Source organism: Solimonas sp. K1W22B-7 (assembly GCF_003428335.1).
Classification (GTDB): domain Bacteria; phylum Pseudomonadota; class Gammaproteobacteria; order Nevskiales; family Nevskiaceae; genus Solimonas_A.
Map to the genome: position 1 here is coordinate 4,610,866 of NZ_CP031704.1, position 20,561 is coordinate 4,631,426.

Consider the following 20,561-nt stretch of genomic DNA (forward strand, 5'->3'; position numbering starts at 1 on the left):
CCTGTAAGGGTGAGCACCAGCAGTAGGCGCCTTAGGCGAAGCACAGGCCCAGCAAGGCCACCACCAGCCACAGACAACCCAGCACTTCCGCCAGGTAAGTCAACCCAGCCGCGGCACGCCGCAGATTGAAAGCCGAAGTCAGCATGCTCGCCGCGTGCATCAACCGCGAAACGGTGAAGGCCAGAACCAAGGCCCCGAGCACCGTCGCCGAGGCACTGGCGAACTCCAGCGCCAGCACCACCAAGCCAAACACCGTCACATGCTCCACGGCGTTGCCATGCGCGCGGATGGCGGCCTTCATCTCGAGCTTGCCGCCGTCGCCGTTGGAAATACGATGCCTGATGCGGTTGCGCGAGACGTTCAGCGCCAGCAGGGTGACGATGAGGGCGTTGAGAGCGACGTAGAGGATGAACCAGTAGTGGGTCATGGGAAGTCTTGTGCGTTGCCTGGGTCCGGGCGTTCACCCTTCGACAAGCTCAGGGCGAACGGAGAATCTTGCTTTCATCCTTCAGCGGACGTTGATCTCGACGCGCCGGTTCCTGGCCTCGCTGACTTCATCGGCGGTAGTCACCAGCGGCTCGCGCTCGCCGCGGCCGGCGTAGCGCAGGCGCGATTCGTCGAAGCCCAGGGCGATGAGCTGGTCGCGGATGGCTTTCGCGCGCTGCAGCGAGAGCAAGTCGTTATAGGTCTGGCTACCCATGCGGTCGGTGTGGCCGATGACCACCAGCTCGGCGGCGGGACGGGCGGAGATTTCCGCCAGGATCGCGGGCGCTTGCTTCGCGGAGTCGGCGGTGAGGTCGTCGGAGTCGTCGAGGAAGTAGAGGATGTAGGACAAGGGCCGCGGCGGCAGGCCGTCGAGCTGGGCGCGGTACTGCTCACGCAGCTTTTCGGCTTCGCCGGGTTTCGCCTCCAGCGACAGGCTGCCGATCTCGGCCGTGCCGTAGGCGCTGTCGAGCAGGGCCTGGTCGCTGCCGCGGCTGACCAGGATCTTGCCGACCTTGCCCTGGGCGTCCGGCAGCAGGATGACGCGCTCGCTGGCGCAGCCGGCGAGCAGCAGCGACAGCAGGAGCAGGGCGCGCATCACTCGGCTTCCACGATGAACTCGGTGCCGCGCACGCCCAGCACCGAGGAGGGCGTGCGAACCTTCATGGCGTCCTGCTGGTGCTTGGCGATCTTGCCGGAGACCACGGCGAGGCGACCCTTCCTGAGGGTGGACTCGAAGGCGCCGTCATGCGTGGTGCTGTTGAACTGGAAGCGGTCGATCACGAACTTCGCCGAGGGGCCCAGCGACATCAGGGTGTTGTCGTCGAAGGTGATGCCGGCGGCACCGTCACGGCCGGTGAGCACGGTATCGGCGGCGTAGAGCGGCATGCCGACGCTGGCGGGCAGCTGCTGCTCGCCGCGCTGCACCTTCACCTCGCCCTCGACGCGCTTGAACATGCCAGCGGACTGCGGCGCGGCGGCGGCCAGCAGCGGCAGCGCAAGGCTGGCCGCGACGATCAATTTGCGAATGCCCATTGGTTTCCCCTTCCCTGCTGGCCTGTGCGGCGGCCAGGGCCAATAATAGACCCGGTTCTCCCGATCCGACAGGAGCCGATGGCCGAGATCAAGCGGAGGTTTCCGGCACAGGAACAGGCGCTGGCCAGCGCCCTGGACTTTGCCGAGTCCTGCGGCCGCGATCTGCGGCTGCCGGGGGAACTGTCGCTGAAATTGCGCCTGATCGTGGAGGAACTGTTCACGAATTCCCTGCGCCACTGCCCGCCCGGCAGCCCGGTGGATCTGGTGCTGGCCTGCGGCGATCAGGGCCTGCGCCTGGACTACCGGGACAGCGGCCCGGAATACGATCCCTTCGCGCGCCTGGACCACGGCCAGCTGGACCAGCCGGTACCGGACCGGCCGGTGGGCCGGCTGGGGCTGGTGCTGATCGACGGAATGGCCGAGGCCGTGGGCTATGAGCGGCGCGAGGGGCGCAATTGCGTGTGGGTGGAGCTGGCGCGGGGTGGCTGAAGCTGCGAACACCCGTAGGAGCGGCTGTCAGCCGCGATGGCCGGCCATCATGATCACCGGCGCTCGCGGCTGACAGCCGCTCCTACAAAAGCCCATGGGCTCAGGCCTGCCCCAGCCAGTCCGCAATCCGCGCTTCCAGCCAGTACTCCATGCGCCCGCCTGCGCCCGCGGCGATGAAGCCGACGTGGCCGCCGGTATGCGCCAGCTCCAGCGTCACCTGCGGCGCCAGCTGGCTTTCGCGCGGCACGATGTCGGGCGTCATGAAGGGATCATCCAGTGAATTGACCACCAGGGTCTGGCGGCGGATCAGGCCCAGGTACTGCCCACAGGACGCGCGCTGGTAGTAGTCCTGCGCGTCGCGGTAGCCGTTGAGCGGCGCGGTGTAGAACTCGTCGAACTCGAAGAAGTCCTTGGCACGCAGCGTCGCCGGCAGGTTGACACCCGGCGGCACCGGCACCTTCCGGTGCTTGAGCCGCAGCATGGTCTTGAGGTCGCCCAGCATGCGCTGCTGGTAGATGCGCGAGAAGCCGCGGCGCAGGCGGTCGGCGCATTCGTGCAGGCGGAAAGGCACGCTGGCGGCGACGGCGCGCTCCGGCAATGCGGCATCACCCTCCTCGCTCATGGCCTTGAGCAGCACGTTGCCGCCCAGCGACCAGCCCACCGACACCATCTTCACCTGCTCGCGCGCATGCAGCTGCTGCCACAGCCAGCGCAGGTCGGCGGTGTCGCCGTGGTTGTAGAGGCGATGCGTGCGGTTGGGCTCGCCGGCACCGCGCAGCAGCAGGATCGCGATGCGCCAGCCCTGCAGCGTCAGGCGCTGCGTCAGGCCGCGCAGGTACTTGGACTGGAAGCCGCCGGTGAGGCCGTGGATCAGCACCGCGATGGGTGCGCCGGCGTTCTGCTCGCCGCTCCAGCCGACGTCGATGAAGTCGCCGTCGGGCGTCTCCATGCGCTCGACGCGCAGCGGGATTTCCGGCGGGCTGCGCAGCAGGAAGGGCCCCAGGGTCTGCAGGTGCGGGTTGCGCAGCAGCGGATGGGGACGGAACTGGCTATGGATGACGCGGCCGTGGGGGGCGGCGGACACATCATTGGACATCAGGCGACCTCGGACAATGCCGGCTGGCTCAGGAATTCGTCGACGCAGCGGCGCTGCTCATCGACGTCGAGAATGCGGTTGACGGCCTGCCAGAACGCCGCCGCACCCGGCTCGGCCTGGCAGTACCACTGGATATGCTTGCGCGCCACGCGCACGCCGCGGCCTTCGCCGTAGAAATTGTAGAGCGCATCGAGATGTTCCAGCAGCCAGTGGCGCTGCTCGAAGCGCGTCGCCGGCGGCAGCTTTTCTCCCTTGGCGAGATAGTGGGCGATCTCGCGGAAGATCCAGGGCCGGCCCTGCGCGGCGCGGCCGACCATCACGGCGTCGCAGCCGGTATGGTCGAGCACGAACTTCGCCTTCTCCGGCGAGTCGATGTCACCGTTGGCGATCACCGGGATGCGCAGCGCCTGCTTGATCGCGGCGAGGGTGTCGTACTCGGCATGACCCTCGTACTGGTCCTCGCGCGTGCGGCCATGCACCACCAGCGACTGGATGCCGCTGTCCTCGGCAATGCGCGCGATGACCGGGCCGTTGCGGTGCGCGCGCGCCCAGCCGGTGCGGATCTTCAGCGTCACCGGCACGTTCACCGCAGCGACTACGGCGGCGCAGATGCGCGCCACCAGCATCTCGTCGCGCATCAGCGCCGAGCCGGAGTCGACCTTGCAGACCTTCTTGGCCGGGCAGCCCATGTTGATGTCGATGATCTGTGCGCCGTGGCCAACGTTGACGCGCGCGGCCTCGGCCATCTGCTGCGGGTCGTAGCCGGCGATCTGCACGGTGATGGGCCCCGGCTCGCCGGCATGGTCGCGGCGCAGGCGCGACTTCTCGGTATGCCAGAGGCTGGCGTCGGAGGTGGTCATCTCGGACACGGCCAAGCCCGCGCCGAGCCGCTTGCACAGCTGGCGGAAGGGGCGGTCGGTGACGCCGGCCATGGGCGCGAGCACCACGGGCGGGTCGATCCGGTAACCGCCGATCTGGAGGAACCTGGGATTATCCACGGCCCTATTGTAGCCGCTGGCATTTCCGGCTCGGGACTTCCCCTGGAATCAAGGACCTGCGGTTGCCGCCCGGGCCGGATTCCGCAAACCGGGCGGGGACCGCCATGGCGCCAGCGTGTACGATCTGCGCAACCCGAAACGACCCCGCTGCCATGGCCCGCCAAGACTCCGCCGACGTCCCCTCGCCCTCCCTGTTCCTGCTGCTGTCCGAACTGCGTGTCGGCGCCGAGATGGCACAGTACTTCCTGCGCGGCCTGGGCGAACGCCGCCTGCCGCGCGGCCATGGCGAGCCGGTGATGGTGATCCCCGGCTTCGGCGCCAGCGACGCCAATACCGCCGCCCTGCGCACCGCGCTCACCCGCCTGGGCTACGAAGCCGTGGGCTGGGGCTGCGGCCGCAACATGGGCATGCGCGCGCAGGTCCGCGACCGCCTGTCCCAGAGCCTGCGCTCGCTGCACCAGGAGCGCGGCCGGAAAGTGACGCTGATCGGCTGGAGCCTGGGCGGGGTGTTCGCGCGCGAGATGGCGCGCCACCAGCCGCAACTCGTGCGCCGCGTCTTCACCCTGGGCAGCCCCTTCAACGGCCACCCCAACGCCAACAACCTGGTGAAGCTGTTCGCGCTGCTGAACCCGAAAATGCGCGGCGCGCCGGACATGGACGGCTTCCGCCGCCGCATTCCCGCCCCGCCGGTGCCCTGCACCGCGATCCATACCAAGAGCGACGGCATCGTCGCCTGGCAGTGCTCGGTGGAAACCGAAGGCGCGCAGATCGAGAACGTGGAAGTGCGCGGCAGCCACTTCGGGCTGCCGCTGAACCCGCAGGTGCTGAAGGTGATCGCGGAGCGGATGGCCAAGGATGCGGGCTGAACCGTAGCCTGGCTTCGCGCAGCGAAGCCGGCGAGGGGATGGACCCCCGAGGTTAGGGCAACGCACGGAGCAGTTGCCGGGATGACGCTGGCAAGTGCGCCCCCCGGCTTGCCTTCGGCAAACCAGGCTACAGGGAGCTAACGGTCGTCGCTCGCCGCCCGCGTGAACGCCTCGTCCACGCCCTCGATCAGCCGCGTCACCAGTTCGCCGAAGAACAGCGACAGCACCATGCCGCCCATGGTCAAGCCCCACAGCAGTCCCGGCTCGCCGCCGTTGCCTTCCTGCGCCAGCACGCGCGTGGACATGAAGAAGAAGCCGGCGCTCACCGACAGCGTGCCGAGCAGTACGCCGATCATGCCGTAGAGCGCGCGCCGCAAGGCCTGCAGCGCCGGGCCCAGGCGCTCGGCATGGCGCATCGAGAAATGCCCGATCAGCAGCACCACGCGCCCCAGGTAGAGCCCGGCGCAGGCCAGCGCCGCGGCGCCGACCCAGGGCGTGAGATGCCGCATGAAGGACGGCGGCGCGAAACCCCACAGGCTGATGCTGATCAGCAGCAGGATCGGCAGCCAGCGCGTGAAGCGGATCGGCCGGCCCGAGCCGCGGCCGTAGCGCTCGAGCATGCGCCGTTCGAAGTCCGGCCAGCGCCGCCGGACATGGCGGTGCAAGGCGGTCTGGGGCAGGCGGCGGCGGGCGGTCATGGATAAGCTCTAGAAGCTACTGCGCGCGGCGCTGCATCGCCACCGCGTAGAAGCCGTCGGTGCCATGGCGCTGCGGCAGCATGCGCAGCTCCGGCTCGTCCCAGGCCGCTCCCGCCGCGCGCAGGATCGCGCCGGCGTCCTGGCGTTCGTATTCCGGGTGCTCCGACAGGAAGCGCCCGATCACCTCTTCATTCTCCGCGGCCATCAGGCTGCAGGTGGCATAGACCAGCCGGCCGCCCGGACGCGGCAGCACGGCGGCGGCGGCAAGGATTTCCAGCTGCAGTTTCTGCAGCGCGGCGAAGTCGGGATCGCGCAGGCGCAACTCCGGGTTGCGGCGCCAGGTACCGGTGGCCGAGCAGGGGGCGTCGATCAGCACGGCGTCGCAGCGACCGGCGCGGCGCGCCATTTCACCTTCGTCGGGCAGGGCCAGCAGCTTCACGCAGCGCAGGCCGGCGCGCTGCACGCGCGGCGACAGGCGCTCCAGGCGCGTCTGGCTGATGTCGCAGGCCAGCAGCTCGCCGCGGTCCTGCATCTGCGCCGCCAGCGCCAGGGTCTTGCCGCCGGCGCCGGCGCAGTAGTCCACCACCGTCTCGCCGGGCTGCGCCGCCAGCAGCAGCGCGATCAGCTGGCTGCCCTCGTCCTGCGGCTCCACCCAGCCCTCGCGGAAGCTGGCGAGGTTCTGCAGCGGCGTGCGGCCGGCCAGGCGCAGGCCCAGCGGCGAGCGCGGCGTGGGCGCGGCGGCCACGCCCTCTTCCGCCAGGCGCTGCTGCGCACCCTCGCGGTAGCTCTTGAGCCGGTTGACGCGCAGGTCCACCTGCGCCGGGCCGTTGAGCGCCTGTGCCAGCGCGGCGGCCTCGTCCTCGCCGTACTGCGCCAGCAGCCGCGCGTAGCAGTCGTCCGGCATGTTGTGGCGCTGCGCGGCGCTGAGATGGGCGGGGTCGAACTGCGCCAGCTGCTGCGCCAGCGCGGGCGCGGCCGCGATGCCCCAGTCGGCCAGCGTCTCCGCCCCAGCCTGGCCGAGATCGAGCAGGCGCAGGGCGCAGAGCGCGCCGGCATCGGCCTGCGGCGCGATCGCGCGCAGCCGGCGCAGGTCGCGCAGTACGCCATAGACCAGATCGCCGATGCGCGCACGGTCGCGCGAGCCGCACTGGCGGTTGTCACGGAACAGCTCCTGCAGGATCGCGTCGGCCGGGCGCTGGGCGGCAAGAATCGCCTCCAGGGCCTGGCGCGCCAACAGCAACTGCGCCCGGCGCAGGGCCGGAACGGGTGCAACGGTGGAATCGACGACCTGGCTCATGGGGTTTGGCTTAAGTCCTTGCCGGCGTTGAGGACCGGGCGCGTGTGGAACCAAGATATCGAAAATGCGGCGAGCTACCGTTCGTCGGATGATTAATCACAACTTGACACAAGGTATTGTGTTCCGTGTATGCCGCTGACACTATCACTACGGGTGGTAGACCGCAGACGGAGGGTTTGCGCTTCTGACCACTTTTTCTAGCAATTGGAGGCTTGTCATGGCTGCTAAGAAGGCTGCTAAGAAGGCTGCACCGAAGAAAGCTGCTAAGAAGAAGTAAGCGATTTACCCACTGCATTGAAATACCTGCGCGGCAATCTTCACGGATTGTCGCGTTTTTCTTTTGTACGCCGACCCGCAGCGGCGGTGATACATTCCCTTCCATAGACCGTTGATGGAGGGGATATGGTTAACAAGACGGCATTGATCGTGGACGACTCCCGCTCGGCGCGCTTCGCGCTGCGGCGGCATCTCGAACATCATGCCTACAAGGTGGACACCGCGGAAAGCGCCGAGGAGGCTTATACCTTCCTCAAGGACCACCAGCCGGAGGTGATCTTCCTCGATCACGTCATGCCCGGCACCGACGGCTTCACCGCCCTGCAGCACATCAAGCGGGACCCGGCCACGGTCGGCATCCCGGTGGTGATCTGCTCCTCCAACGAGGGCGTGGACTTCAATGCCGAGGCGCGCGCCAAGGGCGCCTCCGACGTGCTGCAGAAGCCGCCCAGCCCCGAGCAGCTGACCCGCGTGCTGGAAAACCTGCAGCAGTTCGCCGCCGACCTGAAGCTGGCTCACCCGCAGACGCCGGCCGCAGCGCCGGCCGCGGGCAAGGTGACCAGCCTGCGCGAGCCCGACGTGACGATCGGCCAGGCCGTGCTCAACGTGCTGCGCAACACCCTGGGCCGCGGCGACGAACCCAGCGCCGCGCCGCCCCCCGCTGCACAGGCCGCTGCTCCGGCACCGGCACCGCCCCCCGCACGCACCCCGGTAGCGCCGCCGCCGGTCGCCGTTGCCCCGGTGCCGCCGCCGGCTGTCGCCGCGCCTGTTGCCCCGGTGAGGTCCGCGCCCCCGGCCGCCCCAGCACCCGCTCCGGCTCCGGCAATGGCTGCCATCGACCCGCAACTTCTGCCGTCCGCCCTGCGCGAGCAACTCGAGACGCGCCTGAAGAAGCTGACGCAGGACGTGTTCCACCAGGTCTCCGAGATCAAGGCCAACCTCGCCGTGGTGGAATCGCGCCTGCGCGACCCCGACGAGGACCGCGAGCTGCTGGAATCCGCGGCGCGTGCAGGCATCCGCGAGTTGCAGCTGCGCGTGGAGTCGCTGGAATCCCGCGTCGACGCGCGCTTCGAGGAATGGCAGGCACGCATGGCCGCCTTGCTGCAGGAGCAGGCCCAGCAGCAGCAGCGCCTGCTGCAGGACCAGCAGCATCACCTGCAGCAGCAGATGCTGCAGCAGCAACAGCAGCTGCAGGACCGCATCGACAGCCTGGTGCGCGCCCAGGAAGAACAGGCGCGTCATATCGAAACCGTGATCGAGCAGGCCCGTACGGTCGCCGCCGAGGAAGCCCACAACGCCAGCGAGCGCACCGTGATGTCCGCCGCCGCGCGCATCGCGGACCAGCTGGCGGATTCGATCTCGAAGGCGCTCGGCCGAAAATAGCCGCGCGCAAAAAAGCAGAGGGACAGCAAGCGGGGTGCGAGTTCCCGCTTGCTGCGTTTCCCCGTCTCCCGAATACCCCGGAGCCCCCATGAAAACCATCGGCTACGCCGCCCAGTCCGCCACCACGCCGCTGGCTCCCCTGCGCTTCGAGCGCCGCGAGCTGCGGCCCAACGACGTCGCGATGGAGGTCCTCTACTGCGGCATCTGCCATTCCGACCTGCATGCGGCGCGCAACGACTGGGGCTGGAGCCGCTACCCGGTCATGCCGGGCCACGAGATCGTCGGCCGCGTCACCGGCGTCGGCAACGAGGTGCAACGCCACAAGGTCGGCGACATGGTGGCGGTGGGCTGCATGGTGGATTCCTGCCAGCAGTGCGACCAGTGCAACCAGGGGGAGGAGCAGTACTGCCGTGCCGGCAACACCGGAACCTACGGTGGCCGCGACCGCATCACCGGCGAGGCGACCTTCGGCGGTTACTCCAAGCACCTGGTGACACGCGAGGAGTTCGTGCTGCGCGTGCCGCCCGGCCTGGATCCGGCCCGTACCGGGCCGCTGCTCTGCGCCGGCATCACCACCTTCTCGCCGCTGCGCCACTGGGGCGTGGGCCCGGGCAGCCGCGTGGGCGTGGTCGGCCTCGGCGGCCTGGGACACATGGCGGTCAAGCTCGCCGCGGGCCTGGGCGCGGACGTGACGGTGATGAGCCGCAGCCCCGACAAGGAGGCCGACGCCAAGGCGCTGGGCGCCCACCGCCTGCTGGTGTCGGCAGACGCGGATGCCATGAAGAAGGCGCGCTCGAGCTTCGACGTGATCATCGACACGGTGCCGGTGAAGCACGACCTCAACCCCTACCTGCCGCTGCTCGACATCGACGGCACGCTGGTGCTGGTCGGCCAGCTCGGCCCGATGCCGGAGACCAACATGGTCCCAGCGATCACCGGGCGGCGCCGTATCGCCGGCTCGCTGATCGGCGGCATCGCGCAGACGCAGGAGCTGCTCGATTTCTGCGCGGCCAGGAACATCCTGCCGGACTGCGAGATGATCCGCATGGACCAGATCAACGAAGCCTTCGAGCGCATGGAACGCGCCGACGTGCGTTATCGCTTCGTGATCGACATGGCGTCGCTGGAGGGCTGAGGCCGCAGCCCAATCGTAGGAGCGGCCGGTGGCCGCGACCTCCGGCGATGCATCTACCGGCTATCGCGGCCACCGGCCGCTCCTGCGATCAGAAGTTGCAGCAGCCCGTTCAGCTCTTCAGCGCCACCCGCACCAGGCAGGCCCAGCCGGCCAGGAACAGCAGCCCGCCGATCGGCGTGATCGCGCCGAGCACGCGCACGCCGCTCAGCGACAGCGCGTAGAGGCTGCCGGAAAACACCAGCACGCCCAGCGCGAAACACACGCCCGCCGCCGTCAGCGCGCCGGAAGGCGGCAGTTGCCGCGCCAGCAGGCCCACGGCCAGCAACGCCAGCGCGTGGTAGAAGTGGTACTCCACCGCCGTGCGCCACACCGCCAGCAGGTCCGGCGTCAGCTTCGCCTTGAGCGCATGCGCGCCGAAGGCGCCCAGGCCCACGGCCAGAAAACCGTACACCGAACCGAGCAGCAGCCAGAGCTTCGCGCTCATGCCGGGGTTTCCATCACGCGGAACTGGATGCCGTTCTTCTGCAGCCGCTTGATCAGCGCGTCGCCCATGGCGATGGCCGGCGTGATCACGCCGGCGGTCTTGGGCAGCTTGTCCTGGGCCAGGCACAGCGCCGACTCCGCCAGCATCTTGCTGGTCTCGCCGTAGCCCGGGTCGCCGCCGGCGACCTCGCAGCGCACCCTGCGGCTGCCGCTGCGGCCGAGGAAGGTGACGCGGAACCAGCCGCGGGCACGCTGCTCTTCGGTAGGCCCCTCTCCCGGGTGGCGCATTTCCAGAAGCTTCCTGCGGGTATAGGGAATCTGCGCGCCGGCCAGCACGGCGGCAACGCCGCCGACCAGCTTGGCCACGCCGCTGAACTCGCGCACCTGCAGGTAGTGGCCGTAGCGGAAATCGGGGCCGTAGCGCTCGATGCCGGCGGCGGAGCGGCGCACCACCTGCGGGTCGATGGTGGGCATCGGCACCACCCAGGTGCCGAGCGTTTCATGGAAGCGCACGCGCGGCCGCAGCGATCCGATGCGGCGGTCGTAGGGGAACTGTTCGCGACGGCGGCGCTGCACCTTGGCATCGACGCCCTGGCGCAGGCGCGAGAAGGCGGTGACGGCGGAGTGCAGCGTGCCGCCGGAGAACTGGCCGCCGGCGCGCACGAAGCCCTCGATGCGGATCGGCGACTCCTCCGGCAGCTGCTGCACGGTGAAGTAGACGCCGAGGTCGTGGGGAATGCTGTCGAAACCGCAGCAATGGACGATGCGCGCGCCGGTCTTGCGCGCCTGCTCGTGGTAGCCCAGCCACATGCGGTCGACGAACTCGGGTTCGCCGGTGAGATCGACATAGTCGGTGCCGGCGGCGGCGCAGGCGGCCACCAGCGGCTCGCCGTAGCGGATATAGGGGCCCACCGTGGTGATCACCACCTTGGCGGCCTCGGCCACGCGCTGCAGGCTGTCGCTGTCGTCCACGTCGGCGATCAGCAGCGGCAGCTGCGTGCAGGCGGGGTTGATCGCCGCCAGGCGCTGGCGCACGGCCTCGAGCTTTTGCGGATTGCGCCCGGCCAGTGCCCAGCGCAGCTTGCCGCCGCTGCGCGCCAGGTACTCGGCGGTGAGGCCGCCGGTGAAACCGGTGGCGCCGAACAGCACGATGTCGTAGAGCCGCTTCTTGGCCATGGTCTCCTCCGCGGAATTCCTTTTCGCTTTTGTTTTTGCCGTCATGGCTGCATCGCCTCGAACCGCGCGCGCAGGTCTTCCACCCGCTCGCGGTTGCCGTCGAAATCGTAGTAGCCGACGCGGCTGGCCGAGCGCAGGTGCACGATCTGGCCGCGGCGCGGAAACTGCAGCTCCAGGTCATCGACCGTGCGCAGCACCGGACTGGTGAACTCGGCGTGGACGTAGTCCTCGGTCTGCAGCACGATCTTCACGCCGGGCAGCTCGGCGAGGATGCGCATCAATGCCAGCCGCGCCGATTCGCGCGAGCCCTCGTAGCGGATCGGTTCGACGCGATAGGCCGGTTCCTGCGTCAGCGAGCTGACGCAGCGCGAGGCCCGGCAGGGCGCCAGCTCGCCATCGACACTGGCCAGCTGCGGCTTGGCCATGCTGCAGGCGCAAAGCAGGACACAAAGGCTAATCGTAGCCGCGACCGCCGTTCTCGACATCCACGATTCTCCCGTTCTCGATCCTGAGGATACGCATCAGGTAGCGCGAGCCAAAATTGTAAACCCATTCCTCGCGATAAACGGTTTCGTAAGCATTGGCGTACGCCCTGCGGCCGCGCGCATCCAGCGGCCGCACCAGGCCGAAGCTCCTGCGCGTCAGCGGCTCGCCGCAGATCTGCAGCAGGCGGTATTTGCTCAGGCCCGGCACTAGTGCGGTCGACTCGCAGCGCCGCTCGGGCGCGTCGTAGAAGCCATAGCTATCCGAATCGATCGAGTAGACGCGGCCGTTGCGCACCCGCACCACCCGCAGCAGCTCATGCGGCCCGAAGTTGTAGGTCCATTCCTCGGTGTCGGCCAGGATATTGCCGCCCGGCTGGGAGTAACCCCAGGCATCGCGGTAGGCCGGCTCGCCGCAGGCGGCCAGCAGTTCGGCGGCGCGGTCGCCCTCGCCGACCAGGCGGTTGTTGCAGCGCAGCTTGCCGGCGGCCATGGCCGGAATGGCCCAGACGAGCAGGGACGCCAGCAACAGGCAGGAGATAGACTTCATCCGTGAACCTCCGACATCCGTAATGGTCATTAGACCGCATCATCCCGGACCCCGCATGAACCCTCGCCGTCTCGTCGCCGCCTGCCTGCTGGCCCTGTGCCCGGCGGTCGCCCCCTTTGCCGCGCCGGTGCAGGTCGATCACGTGGAGGCCGACCTGGTCGCCGAAAACGGCGGCCTGGCGGCGGGCGGCTACCAGAACTGGGTGGCGCTGCGGCTGCAGCCGGAGCCGGGCTGGCATGTCTACTGGCTCAACCCCGGCGATTCCGGCATCTCCACCAGCCTCAAGTGGTCGCTGCCGGCCGGCGTCGAGACCGGCCCCATCGAGTGGCCCTATCCGCATGCCCACACGCTGGGCGACCTGACCAACTACGGCTACGGCGAGGAAACCCTGCACCTGGTGCCGGTCACCCTGGGGCCCGACTTCCGAGGCGACAAGGCACTGCTGCAGGCCGAGGCCAAGTGGCTGGTATGCAAGGACGTCTGCATCCCCGGCAAGGCGGCGCTGAGCCTGGAGCTGCCGGTCGTCGGCAAGGAACTATTGAAGGCCGATCCGGCCTGGACCGCGGCCTTTGCCAAGGCCCGCGCCGAACTGCCGCTGGCCACGCCCGACTGGAGCGCGCACTACACGGTGGCCGAGGGCAGCGTGACGCTGGGCATCGAGGGTGCGAAGCTGCATGCCGACCGCGTGGAGTTCTTCCCCGAGGCCAATGACCTGGTCAACCACGCCGCGCCGCAGCGCATCGACGTGGACGACAACAACGGCCTGCGCCTGAGCCAGGGCCTGTCCAGCTATTTCGTCGAGGCGCCCAAGGAAATCCGCGGCGTGCTGGTGCTGCACGAAGGCGGCAAGGCGCGAGCCTTCCAGCTGCGCGCGGTGCCAGGCGCGGTGGCGGCGGTACCCGCCAAGGCCGCGCCGGTCGTAGCGCTGCCGCAGGAGCCGCCGGTGGCGCAGGCGCCGCCCTCGCTGCTGCTGGTCCTGGCTTCCGCGCTGCTCGGCGGCCTGATCCTCAACCTGATGCCCTGCGTGTTCCCGGTGCTGTCGCTCAAGGCACTGTCGGTGATGCAGGCGCGTGGCCAGAGCGATGTCGAGGCACGGCGGCAGGCGCTGGCCTATACCGCCGGCGTGATCGTGTCCTTCCTGGCGGTGGCGGCGCTGCTGCTGATGCTGCGCGCCGGCGGCAAGGCCATCGGCTGGGGCTTCCAGCTGCAGTCGCCGCCCTTCATCGGACTGCTGTCCTATTTGCTGCTGGCCCTGGGCCTGTCGCTGTCGGGTGCGGTGCATTTCGGCACGAGCTGGATGGGCGCGGGCCAGAACCTGACGCAGAAGTCCGGCAGCGCTGGCGCCTTCTTCACCGGCGTGCTGGCGGTGGTGGTGGCCAGCCCCTGCACGGTGCCGTTCATGGGCTCGGCCGTGGGCTACGCCATGACCCAGGGCAGCGCCGTGATCCTGCTGGTGTTTGCGGCGCTGGGCCTGGGCCTGGCCCTGCCCTTCCTGCTGCTGGGCTTCTTTCCGCGCCTGGCCGCCTGGCTGCCGCGTCCCGGCGCCTGGATGGAAACCTTCAAGCAGGCCATGGCCTTCCCGCTGTACCTGACGGTGGCCTGGCTGCTGTGGGTGCTGGCGCGCCAGGCCGGGCCGGATGCGCTGGGCCTGGTGCTGGTGGGCCTGGTGCTGGTGGCCCTGGCGGTGTGGCTGTGGTCGCGGCCCGGCAAGGTCTCCGCGGCGCTCAAGCTGGGCGCGCTGGCGCTGGCGCTGTGGCTGCTATGGCAGCCGGCGCTGGAGCCGGGCCCGGCGACGCAGGCCAGCAGCGCCACCTCGGCGGAAGTCTGGTCGGAGGACAAGGTGGCGGCCCTGCGCGCGCAGGGCCACACGATCTTCGTCGACTTCACCGCCGACTGGTGCCTGACCTGCAAGGTCAACGAGCGCGCCGCGCTGAAGACCGACGCGGTGCAGAGTGCCTTCCGCGAACGCGGTGTCAGTTTCCTGGTGGCCGACTGGACGCGCAACGATCCGGCGATCACCCGCGTGCTGGAGCGCCACCAGCGACCCGGCGTGCCGCTGTACCTGGTCTACGTCAACGGCGGCGAGCCCAGGGTGCTGCCGCAGCTGCTGACGCCGCAGATCGTGATCGACGCGCTGAATCCGTGACTTCAAATCCCCCCGTCCCGCAGGAGATGTCCATGCGCATGCTCAAAACGCTCGTCCTCGCCGCCAGCCTCGCCAGCACCGCGGCCATCGCCGTCCCCAAGGTCGGCGAACCGGCTCCGGCCTTCACCGCCACCGACAGCAACGGCAAGACCGTGCAGCTGTCCGACTTCAAGGGCAAGTTCGTGGTGCTGGAGTGGAGCAACAACGAGTGCCCCTTCGTGAAGAAGCACTACTCCTCCGGCAACATGCAGTCGCTGCAGAAGGAAGAAACCGGCAAGGGGGTGACCTGGCTGACGGTGATCTCCTCGGCGCCGGGCAAGCAGGGCAACGTCGATGGCAAGCAGGCCAATGCGCTGAGCAAGGAACGCGGAGCGGTGCCCACGGCCGTGCTGCTCGACCCCAGCGGCAAGCTCGGCCATGAGTACGAGGCCAAGACCACGCCGCACATGTTCGTGGTGGATCCCAAGGGTACGCTGGTCTACATGGGCGGCATCGACAGCGTCGCCAGTGCCGACGCCGAAGACATCGCCGGCGCCAGGCCCTATGTGAAGGTGGCGCTGGCCGAGGCCATGGCCGGCAAGCCCGTGACCGACGCGGTGACCAAGCCCTACGGCTGCTCGGTCAAATACTGACAGGCAAAGCAGTTCTGCCGCGGATTACGCGGATGGACGCGGATGAACACGGATTTACAAGATCTATTGTCTTGCTTGATCTTGATCCGTGTCGATCCGCGTGATCCGCGGCAAATGAGTTCTGGGAATTGAGCAGCTTGGCGCTCAGGTACTGACCGCCGCGGACTCCGCAGGCGCCGGCGCAGGCAGCGTCGGTGACTCCGCGCTGCGCGACGCGTCCAGCATCAGGCTGTAGTTCTTCACCGGCTCGGCGTAGCCCTTCACCACCATCGGCGCGCGCGCCTTCAGGCCGATTTCGCCGGCCAGCTCCACGGTGCGCTCCGCCACCAGGATCTCGCCGTGCAGCGCCTGGTCGCAGAGCCGCGAGGCCAGGTTCACGGTGGAACCCACCGCGGTGTATTCCAGGCGCGAGTCGGTGCCGATGATGCCCAACGTGACCACGCCGCTGGCGACGCCGATGCCGATGCCCAGCGGCGCCGTCTCCGTACCCCAGCCGGCGGTGAGCGGCACGGTGACGCTGCGGATGCGCCGCGCCAGCTCGATGCCGCAGCGGGCGTGGAAGGTGATCGGCAGCGGCGCGCCGACCAGGATCAGGATGCCGTCGCCGGCATAGTCCTTGATGGTGGCGCCGAAGTCCGCCACTGCCTTGCCGACCACGGTGTAGTACTCGCGCAGCACCTGCAGCACGCGGCCCGAAGGCTGCTCGGCGGCAAAGGCGGTGAAGCCGCGCAGGTCGCAGCACACCACGGTGATCTCCATGTAGTTCTCGCGCATGGCGCTGTCCAGTCCGCGCTCGGCCACCAGCTGCGCCACCTGCGGCGAGAGGAAGCGCGACAGGAACTGGCCGCGCTGGCCCTGCTGCACGTGGTACTGCACCGCGCCGACCAGGAAGATCACCTCGCCGATCACCGTGGAGATCGCCGCCACGCTCAGCGGCAACAGCAGGCCGGCGACCAGGAAGGGCACCGCGATGGCCATGGCCAGGATGCGCACGCGCTCGGCGCGGTCGGGCCGGCGGTTCAACACCAGGATGATGCCGACCAGCCCGGTCAGCGAAGCGATGGCCACCGGCGTGAAGAACAGCCAGAACCCGGTGCTGAGCAGCGATTCCGGATGGTTGAACACGCGCAGGAAACTGTCGACGCGCAGTTGCGGCCACTGCAGCGCGAACAGGCCGTAGGCGATACCGGAGAGTTGGCCGATGCGCAGGACGCGATCGCCGAAGGCGACGTTGATCTCCGGTGCCGCCGGAATGGTGCGGCGCACGCGCAGGATCCACTCCAGGATCGCAACGATGGCCAGTGCCTCGGGCCAGGCCAGCCAGCCGGACCAGCTCGGCGCACTCAGCGGATCGCCGATGTAGCGCACGTTGAGGTAGATGCTGATGCCGATCAGGCCCAGGCCGGCGCCGAGCGCCCGCGACGTCGCCGAACGGCGGTCGGCCGAGACGAAGGCCAGGCCCATGCCGAGGGCGACGATCGAGACCAGGATATGGGGCGTGAACTCGCTCATCGGCGGCCATTATGGGGTCCGGCACCCCTGCCCGGCGCGCCTTGCCTCCCGTCCCGGCCACCGGCCGTCAGGGCCGGGCCACGCCCCATTTTGCCCAAATTTGGTGCAAAACCCCGGCCAACTTCGTCCCCGAGGCTGTCAGCCAGGGCGGAACTCCTTGAAAAGCTCGGAAAAACCCGGGGAGTGCTTATTTTTTGCCCAAGCAGCCCAAGGGCAATTTTTTTATTGTTGACGGGTACTTGACAACTGTTGTTGATGTTGCATGTAAAGAATTTATTGCTTGCAATCTTTTCTCACATGTTCTTAAATGTTTACACATCTACGAAATTCCGCCCGATACTCACGATTCCACTGGATCGATGGACGAGCACAGCAAATCCGAACGCATCATACAGCTCGCCCAGAAGCTCGGCGTTCTGCGTCCGAAGGATTTGGTGCCGCACGGAATCCAGGCGGAATACCTGCGTCGTCTCTGCGACAAGGGACTGATCAAGAAAGTCGGACGCGGCAGCTACGTGCTCGCCGACACTGACGTCAACGCCAACGTTTCTCTGGCCATCGTCGGACGCGCGGTTCCCAACGGCGTGATCTGCCTGCGTTCTGCACTGGCCTTCCACGGCATCGGCGAGCAGAACAACGACGAAGTGTATGTCGCGATCGAACGGCGCGCCGCGCGCCCGCGCGTCGACTACCCCGAGATCAAGGTCGCGCGTCTCGGCGGACCCGCATTCACCGAGGGCGTGGAGACGCACGTGGTGGAAAACGTCAAGGTTCGCGTCTACAGTCTGGAGAAGACGCTCGCCGACCTGTTCAAGTTCCGCAACAAGATCGGGCCGCATATCGCGGTCGATGCCTTGCGCTCGGCGATGAACGAACGCAGCCTGAACATGAAGAAGCTCTGGCACTTCGCCAAGCTGTGCCGCGTCGAGCGCGTGATGAAGCCCTACGTGGACGCCCTCGCCCACTGAAGTCCCCTGCGGCGCGCCGCTACGCCCCAGGCCCGCCCGTGCGGGCTTTTTCGTTGATGGAGACGCAGAGAAGATGCGCACCACCCTGATCGCCCTCGCCGTCCTGGCCTCCGGCACGGCCTATGCCGAACCCGCGCCGCCGGCAATTTCGTCGGAGACCCGGCAGCCCGCCAGGGAAATCGGGGACCCGGAGGCGACACTGGACTCGCCCACGCCGGACATCCAGGGCGACGAGCTGCCGGTGATCACCCTCATCCCGAAGAAGACCGAGGAAGAGAACGCGCTGCTGTTCGAGAACCTGCGGCGCGACCCGGTGGTGTTCGCCCTGGTGGCGGAGAAGCCGGGCCTGTCCTTCCACCGGCCGATGTTCCTGCTGCCGATCAGCTGGGCCGAGGGCCTGTCCGAGGAGAACAAGCAGGCGGAGACCTTCTTCCAGATCAGCTTCAAGCAGCGCGTGCTGGATACGAACTTCTACTTCGCCTACTCGCAGAAGTCGTTCTGGCAGGTCTACGACGCCAACCGCTCGCGTCCTTTCCGCGAGACCAACTACAACCCCGAGGTGTTCTACCGCTGGAAGCCCAATGACCGCACCAAGGTCTGGGGCCTGGACGTCGGCGCCGAGCACGAGTCCAACGGCAAGGAGATCCCGGACTCGCGCAGCTGGAACCGCATCTCTGTCGCCGGCTTCTACGAGGGCAACCAGACCCTGGCGCACCTCAAGCTCTGGTATCGCCTGCCGGAAGATGAGGGCCGCCCGGTGGACGATCCCAAGCGCGACGACAATCCGGACATCGAGGACTATTACGGCTACGGCGAATTCCAGCTGCAGCGCAACCTCTTCGGCGCCCGCCGCCACCGCATCGGCCTGCTGACCCGCCTCAACCCGGGTACCGGCAAGGGCGCGATCAACCTCAACTACAGCGCGCCGCTGTCGAACTACGCGTTCTGGAACCTGTATCTCTGGCACGGCTACGGCGAGAGCCTGATCGACTACAACCGCGAGGTGACGCGGGCGGGGATCGGGGTGAGTTTCTCGCGGTGAAGCCCCGAGCAGCGTGGAGGGCCCCATGCGAAGCATGGGATCTTAGCGTCGCGAGTGGGCGTTAGGCGTTACCGACACTTCCACAAATCACTGCCGGTCGAGAACCCAAAGATCGAAGAACACCCTCTCCCGCTGGCGGGAGAGGGCTGGCGAGGGCATGGATGCCCGAGGTAGGGCAACGCATGGAGCAGTTGCCGCGGTGAGGGTGGTGCGTGATGAAACCCACTGAGGTGCATCGACGGTGCCAGATCGAGTCTGTAGGGCGCGCACCCTACGCCTGACAAAAGGACAGTCTGTAGGGTGCGCACCGCGCACCGTCGATCCTGGTGAAGTCCGCTCCGCGTGCGCGATGCGCACCCTGCGCCTGACAAAAGGACAACCCGATGAACGGCAAGGTCGCGAGCAAGCTCGCTCCTGCATGTGCGCAGCGAGCCAAGCACTCATATATATGAGTACTACCGCACTGCCGCGCTCAGCTTCCCCAGCGCCCCGCGATACTCCTCCGGCTGGAAGCGATCACGATTCTTCACCGAGTCGTACAGCGCATCGGTCGCGCCCTTGAGCGCCGCCGCGTTGCCACCGCGCTCGCCGATCGCCGCCGCCAGCACCTGCGCCGCCATCGCCGTCTGCTGCGCGTAGTAGAAATCGCCGCCCTGCGCGCTCTCCGCGTTCTGCGCGACGCGGCGCAGGACCTGGCGCAGCTGCGCGGCGTCGGGCGAACCCTGGCGCAGGCGGCCCCAGGCCTCGCGCTGCAGCCAGCCGCGCAATTCGCCGGCCTGCGCGCGCAGGCGCGAGGCGTCGGTTTCGTACTGCTTGTAGAGGCGCTCGCGCTGCACCGTCATCACGTCGGCCAGGCCCGGCGACATCACGCCGGCCCAGGCCTGTACCAGCACCAGCGGCTGGTCGGCCAGCGGCACCTGGCCCGGCGACAGGCCCGGCGCGCGGCCGGCATGCCAGCGGTTGGCGTTCATCGAGTGGTGGCAGGCGTCGCAATCGAAAAGGGCCAGCTCCGGAAACAGGCCATGGCCCAGTGCGCCGCTTTCCAGCCGCGCCAGCCAGGCATCGGTCGCAGCGATCTGGCCTTCCAGCCAGTTGCTGGCGGTGTCCGCCACCGGCTTGCGCTTGCGGTAGTCGGCGTCGACGTCCCAATGCGGCGGCATCAGCGCGGTGAAAGTGTCGAGCTCGAACAGCAGCGGCGGATGGCCGGCCGCCATGATCGCGTGGGTCATCGGGTGGCTCGTGTCACCCAGATGACAGCTGGTGCAGAGCTGGCCGCGAACCCTGGCATCCCAGGTGGCGGTCATGCCGTGCGCCCGCTTCTCCTCCGGGGTCTTGAGGCTGTTGACGTGTTCGGCGATCCAGCGCTCGGAAGCGCCATGGCAGGCTTCGCAGGCGATGCCGTCTTCGTTCTGGAACCGGGGCCCGCGCGCCTCGGCAGGCGGCACATGCGCGTGGCAGACCAGGCAACCCTGGGCTTCGTGCGGGGCGGCCCAGCCGAGCTGGCCGGTGATGCGGCGCGCACGCTCGGTAAACAGCGTCTTCCAGGCCGAGCCATGCGCGTCCTTGCGCTGCCAGACGAAGTATTCGTCCTGGCGGATCTGGCGATCGGCGAAGGGGCGGATGGAACCGTGGCAGGTGCTGCCGGCGCAATCGGCTACGCCGAGGTTGCGATCGGGCGCCGGGGCGGCAGCGGCAGGCAACAGCGCCGACAACACCACCGCAAGGCTGACCGCGAGTAATTGGCGTCGCATGGATCGTTCCCCCGATCTGCAGCTGGCTGCGAAGCAATATAAACGCAGTAGCCTCGCCCCACT

21 protein-coding genes are annotated in these 20,561 nt (G+C 68.3%); 8 read left to right on the top strand and 13 right to left on the bottom strand.

Annotation, left to right across the window (positions count from 1 at the left end; all coding sequences use genetic code 11):
- Positions 1-31 precede the first annotated feature (31 nt).
- From D0B54_RS20830 to D0B54_RS20840, 3 genes are all read right to left on the bottom strand, one after another.
- On the bottom strand, positions 32-427 hold the full coding sequence (locus tag D0B54_RS20830) for an MAPEG family protein (protein WP_117293773.1): 396 nt from the start codon (positions 425-427) through the stop codon (positions 32-34).
- An 81-nt stretch (positions 428-508) separates the two neighbouring features.
- Positions 509-1,081, bottom strand: a complete 573-nt coding sequence (locus tag D0B54_RS20835) for an OmpA family protein (RefSeq protein WP_117293775.1) — start codon at positions 1,079-1,081, stop codon at positions 509-511.
- On the bottom strand, positions 1,081-1,518 hold the full coding sequence (locus D0B54_RS20840) for a FecR family protein (RefSeq protein ID WP_117293777.1): 438 nt from the start codon (positions 1,516-1,518) through the stop codon (positions 1,081-1,083). The genes D0B54_RS20835 and D0B54_RS20840 overlap by 1 nt, the downstream gene beginning before the upstream one ends.
- 78 nt (positions 1,519-1,596) lie before the next feature.
- Between D0B54_RS20840 and D0B54_RS20845 the strand changes: the two genes are divergently transcribed.
- Complete coding sequence (locus D0B54_RS20845; RefSeq protein WP_117293779.1) at positions 1,597-2,007, top strand: ATP-binding protein; 411 nt, start codon at positions 1,597-1,599, stop codon at positions 2,005-2,007.
- A gap of 100 nt (positions 2,008-2,107) precedes the next feature.
- Here D0B54_RS20845 and D0B54_RS20850 read toward each other — a convergent pair whose 3' ends face one another.
- Together D0B54_RS20850 and dusB are read right to left on the bottom strand one after the other, a co-directional pair.
- Positions 2,108-3,103, bottom strand: a complete 996-nt coding sequence (locus tag D0B54_RS20850) for a hydrolase (protein ID WP_117293781.1) — start codon at positions 3,101-3,103, stop codon at positions 2,108-2,110.
- A complete protein-coding gene (gene dusB, locus D0B54_RS20855) occupies positions 3,103-4,101 on the bottom strand; it encodes a tRNA dihydrouridine synthase DusB (protein WP_240433479.1) in 999 nt (332 codons plus the stop codon). Before dusB ends, D0B54_RS20850 begins: the two co-directional genes overlap by 1 nt.
- 152 nt (positions 4,102-4,253) lie before the next feature.
- Between dusB and D0B54_RS20860 the strand changes: the two genes are divergently transcribed.
- Positions 4,254-4,967 (top strand): alpha/beta fold hydrolase, encoded by a 714-nt coding sequence (locus tag D0B54_RS20860; protein ID WP_117293783.1) that lies wholly within the window; start codon positions 4,254-4,256, stop codon positions 4,965-4,967.
- 137 nt (positions 4,968-5,104) lie between these two features.
- Here D0B54_RS20860 and D0B54_RS20865 read toward each other — a convergent pair whose 3' ends face one another.
- Positions 5,105-5,665: a hypothetical protein gene (locus tag D0B54_RS20865; protein ID WP_117293785.1), complete on the bottom strand. Its 561-nt coding sequence runs from the start codon at positions 5,663-5,665 to the stop codon at positions 5,105-5,107.
- 16 nt (positions 5,666-5,681) lie between these two features.
- The gene (locus D0B54_RS20870) at positions 5,682-6,962 is read right to left on the bottom strand and encodes an RsmB/NOP family class I SAM-dependent RNA methyltransferase (RefSeq protein ID WP_117293787.1); all 1,281 of its coding nucleotides are present in this window, start codon (positions 6,960-6,962) and stop codon (positions 5,682-5,684) included.
- 402 nt (positions 6,963-7,364) lie between these two features.
- Here D0B54_RS20870 and D0B54_RS20875 point away from each other — a divergent pair, with 402 nt between their 5' ends.
- On the top strand, positions 7,365-8,621 hold the full coding sequence (locus D0B54_RS20875; RefSeq protein WP_117293789.1) for a response regulator: 1,257 nt from the start codon (positions 7,365-7,367) through the stop codon (positions 8,619-8,621).
- An 88-nt stretch (positions 8,622-8,709) separates the two neighbouring features.
- Positions 8,710-9,756: an NAD(P)-dependent alcohol dehydrogenase gene (locus D0B54_RS20880; RefSeq protein WP_117293791.1), complete on the top strand. Its 1,047-nt coding sequence runs from the start codon at positions 8,710-8,712 to the stop codon at positions 9,754-9,756.
- Between the two features lie 109 nt (positions 9,757-9,865).
- On the opposite strand, the gene D0B54_RS20885 is transcribed toward D0B54_RS20880, so the two are convergent.
- From D0B54_RS20885 to D0B54_RS20900, 4 genes are read right to left on the bottom strand one after another with little or no spacing between them, the layout of a single operon-like run.
- The gene (locus D0B54_RS20885) at positions 9,866-10,240 is read right to left on the bottom strand and encodes a DUF423 domain-containing protein (RefSeq protein ID WP_117293793.1); all 375 of its coding nucleotides are present in this window, start codon (positions 10,238-10,240) and stop codon (positions 9,866-9,868) included.
- Entirely contained in the window at positions 10,237-11,415 is a 1,179-nt protein-coding gene (locus tag D0B54_RS20890) for a saccharopine dehydrogenase family protein (protein ID WP_117293794.1), read from the bottom strand. Before D0B54_RS20890 ends, D0B54_RS20885 begins: the two co-directional genes overlap by 4 nt.
- Positions 11,416-11,456: 41 nt before the next feature.
- The gene (locus D0B54_RS20895; protein ID WP_162932599.1) at positions 11,457-11,840 is read right to left on the bottom strand and encodes a DUF1499 domain-containing protein; all 384 of its coding nucleotides are present in this window, start codon (positions 11,838-11,840) and stop codon (positions 11,457-11,459) included.
- Positions 11,841-11,868: 28 nt separating this feature from the next.
- The gene (locus tag D0B54_RS20900) at positions 11,869-12,447 is read right to left on the bottom strand and encodes a DUF2845 domain-containing protein (RefSeq protein WP_162932600.1); all 579 of its coding nucleotides are present in this window, start codon (positions 12,445-12,447) and stop codon (positions 11,869-11,871) included.
- A 55-nt stretch (positions 12,448-12,502) separates the two neighbouring features.
- Between D0B54_RS20900 and D0B54_RS20905 the strand changes: the two genes are divergently transcribed.
- Positions 12,503-14,593, top strand: coding sequence for a protein-disulfide reductase DsbD family protein (locus D0B54_RS20905; RefSeq protein ID WP_117293800.1), 2,091 nt, complete (start codon positions 12,503-12,505; stop codon positions 14,591-14,593).
- Positions 14,594-14,625: 32 nt separating this feature from the next.
- On the top strand, positions 14,626-15,225 hold the full coding sequence (locus D0B54_RS20910) for a thioredoxin family protein (protein WP_117293802.1): 600 nt from the start codon (positions 14,626-14,628) through the stop codon (positions 15,223-15,225).
- Between the two features lie 144 nt (positions 15,226-15,369).
- On the opposite strand, the gene D0B54_RS20915 is transcribed toward D0B54_RS20910, so the two are convergent.
- Positions 15,370-16,737, bottom strand: coding sequence for an adenylate/guanylate cyclase domain-containing protein (locus D0B54_RS20915; protein ID WP_117293803.1), 1,368 nt, complete (start codon positions 16,735-16,737; stop codon positions 15,370-15,372).
- 359 nt (positions 16,738-17,096) lie between these two features.
- Between D0B54_RS20915 and D0B54_RS20920 the strand changes: the two genes are divergently transcribed.
- The gene (locus tag D0B54_RS20920; protein ID WP_117293805.1) at positions 17,097-17,705 is read left to right on the top strand and encodes a type IV toxin-antitoxin system AbiEi family antitoxin domain-containing protein; all 609 of its coding nucleotides are present in this window, start codon (positions 17,097-17,099) and stop codon (positions 17,703-17,705) included.
- A gap of 73 nt (positions 17,706-17,778) precedes the next feature.
- Positions 17,779-18,747: a phospholipase A gene (locus D0B54_RS20925; RefSeq protein WP_117293807.1), complete on the top strand. Its 969-nt coding sequence runs from the start codon at positions 17,779-17,781 to the stop codon at positions 18,745-18,747.
- Between the two features lie 455 nt (positions 18,748-19,202).
- On the opposite strand, the gene D0B54_RS20930 is transcribed toward D0B54_RS20925, so the two are convergent.
- The gene (locus D0B54_RS20930) at positions 19,203-20,498 is read right to left on the bottom strand and encodes a multiheme c-type cytochrome (RefSeq protein WP_162932601.1); all 1,296 of its coding nucleotides are present in this window, start codon (positions 20,496-20,498) and stop codon (positions 19,203-19,205) included.
- Between the last annotated feature and the right edge of the window lie 63 nt (positions 20,499-20,561).

Coding starts and splice junctions, on each gene's coding strand:
- D0B54_RS20930 (WP_162932601.1), bottom strand. CDS start 20,498: ATGCGACGCCAATTACTCGCGGTCAGCCTTGCGGTGGTGTTGTCGGCG.
- D0B54_RS20910 (WP_117293802.1), top strand. CDS start 14,626: ATGCGCATGCTCAAAACGCTCGTCCTCGCCGCCAGCCTCGCCAGCACC.
- D0B54_RS20830 (WP_117293773.1), bottom strand. CDS start 427: ATGACCCACTACTGGTTCATCCTCTACGTCGCTCTCAACGCCCTCATC.
- D0B54_RS20890 (WP_117293794.1), bottom strand. CDS start 11,415: ATGGCCAAGAAGCGGCTCTACGACATCGTGCTGTTCGGCGCCACCGGT.
- D0B54_RS20840 (WP_117293777.1), bottom strand. CDS start 1,518: ATGGGCATTCGCAAATTGATCGTCGCGGCCAGCCTTGCGCTGCCGCTG.
- D0B54_RS20835 (WP_117293775.1), bottom strand. CDS start 1,081: ATGCGCGCCCTGCTCCTGCTGTCGCTGCTGCTCGCCGGCTGCGCCAGC.
- D0B54_RS20850 (WP_117293781.1), bottom strand. CDS start 3,103: ATGTCCAATGATGTGTCCGCCGCCCCCCACGGCCGCGTCATCCATAGC.
- D0B54_RS20915 (WP_117293803.1), bottom strand. CDS start 16,737: ATGAGCGAGTTCACGCCCCATATCCTGGTCTCGATCGTCGCCCTCGGC.
- D0B54_RS20845 (WP_117293779.1), top strand. CDS start 1,597: ATGGCCGAGATCAAGCGGAGGTTTCCGGCACAGGAACAGGCGCTGGCC.
- D0B54_RS20925 (WP_117293807.1), top strand. CDS start 17,779: ATGCGCACCACCCTGATCGCCCTCGCCGTCCTGGCCTCCGGCACGGCC.
- D0B54_RS20865 (WP_117293785.1), bottom strand. CDS start 5,665: ATGACCGCCCGCCGCCGCCTGCCCCAGACCGCCTTGCACCGCCATGTC.
- D0B54_RS20875 (WP_117293789.1), top strand. CDS start 7,365: ATGGTTAACAAGACGGCATTGATCGTGGACGACTCCCGCTCGGCGCGC.
- D0B54_RS20885 (WP_117293793.1), bottom strand. CDS start 10,240: ATGAGCGCGAAGCTCTGGCTGCTGCTCGGTTCGGTGTACGGTTTTCTG.
- D0B54_RS20880 (WP_117293791.1), top strand. CDS start 8,710: ATGAAAACCATCGGCTACGCCGCCCAGTCCGCCACCACGCCGCTGGCT.
- D0B54_RS20905 (WP_117293800.1), top strand. CDS start 12,503: ATGAACCCTCGCCGTCTCGTCGCCGCCTGCCTGCTGGCCCTGTGCCCG.
- D0B54_RS20900 (WP_162932600.1), bottom strand. CDS start 12,447: ATGAAGTCTATCTCCTGCCTGTTGCTGGCGTCCCTGCTCGTCTGGGCC.
- D0B54_RS20860 (WP_117293783.1), top strand. CDS start 4,254: ATGGCCCGCCAAGACTCCGCCGACGTCCCCTCGCCCTCCCTGTTCCTG.
- D0B54_RS20920 (WP_117293805.1), top strand. CDS start 17,097: ATGGACGAGCACAGCAAATCCGAACGCATCATACAGCTCGCCCAGAAG.
- D0B54_RS20870 (WP_117293787.1), bottom strand. CDS start 6,962: ATGAGCCAGGTCGTCGATTCCACCGTTGCACCCGTTCCGGCCCTGCGC.
- D0B54_RS20895 (WP_162932599.1), bottom strand. CDS start 11,840: ATGGCCAAGCCGCAGCTGGCCAGTGTCGATGGCGAGCTGGCGCCCTGC.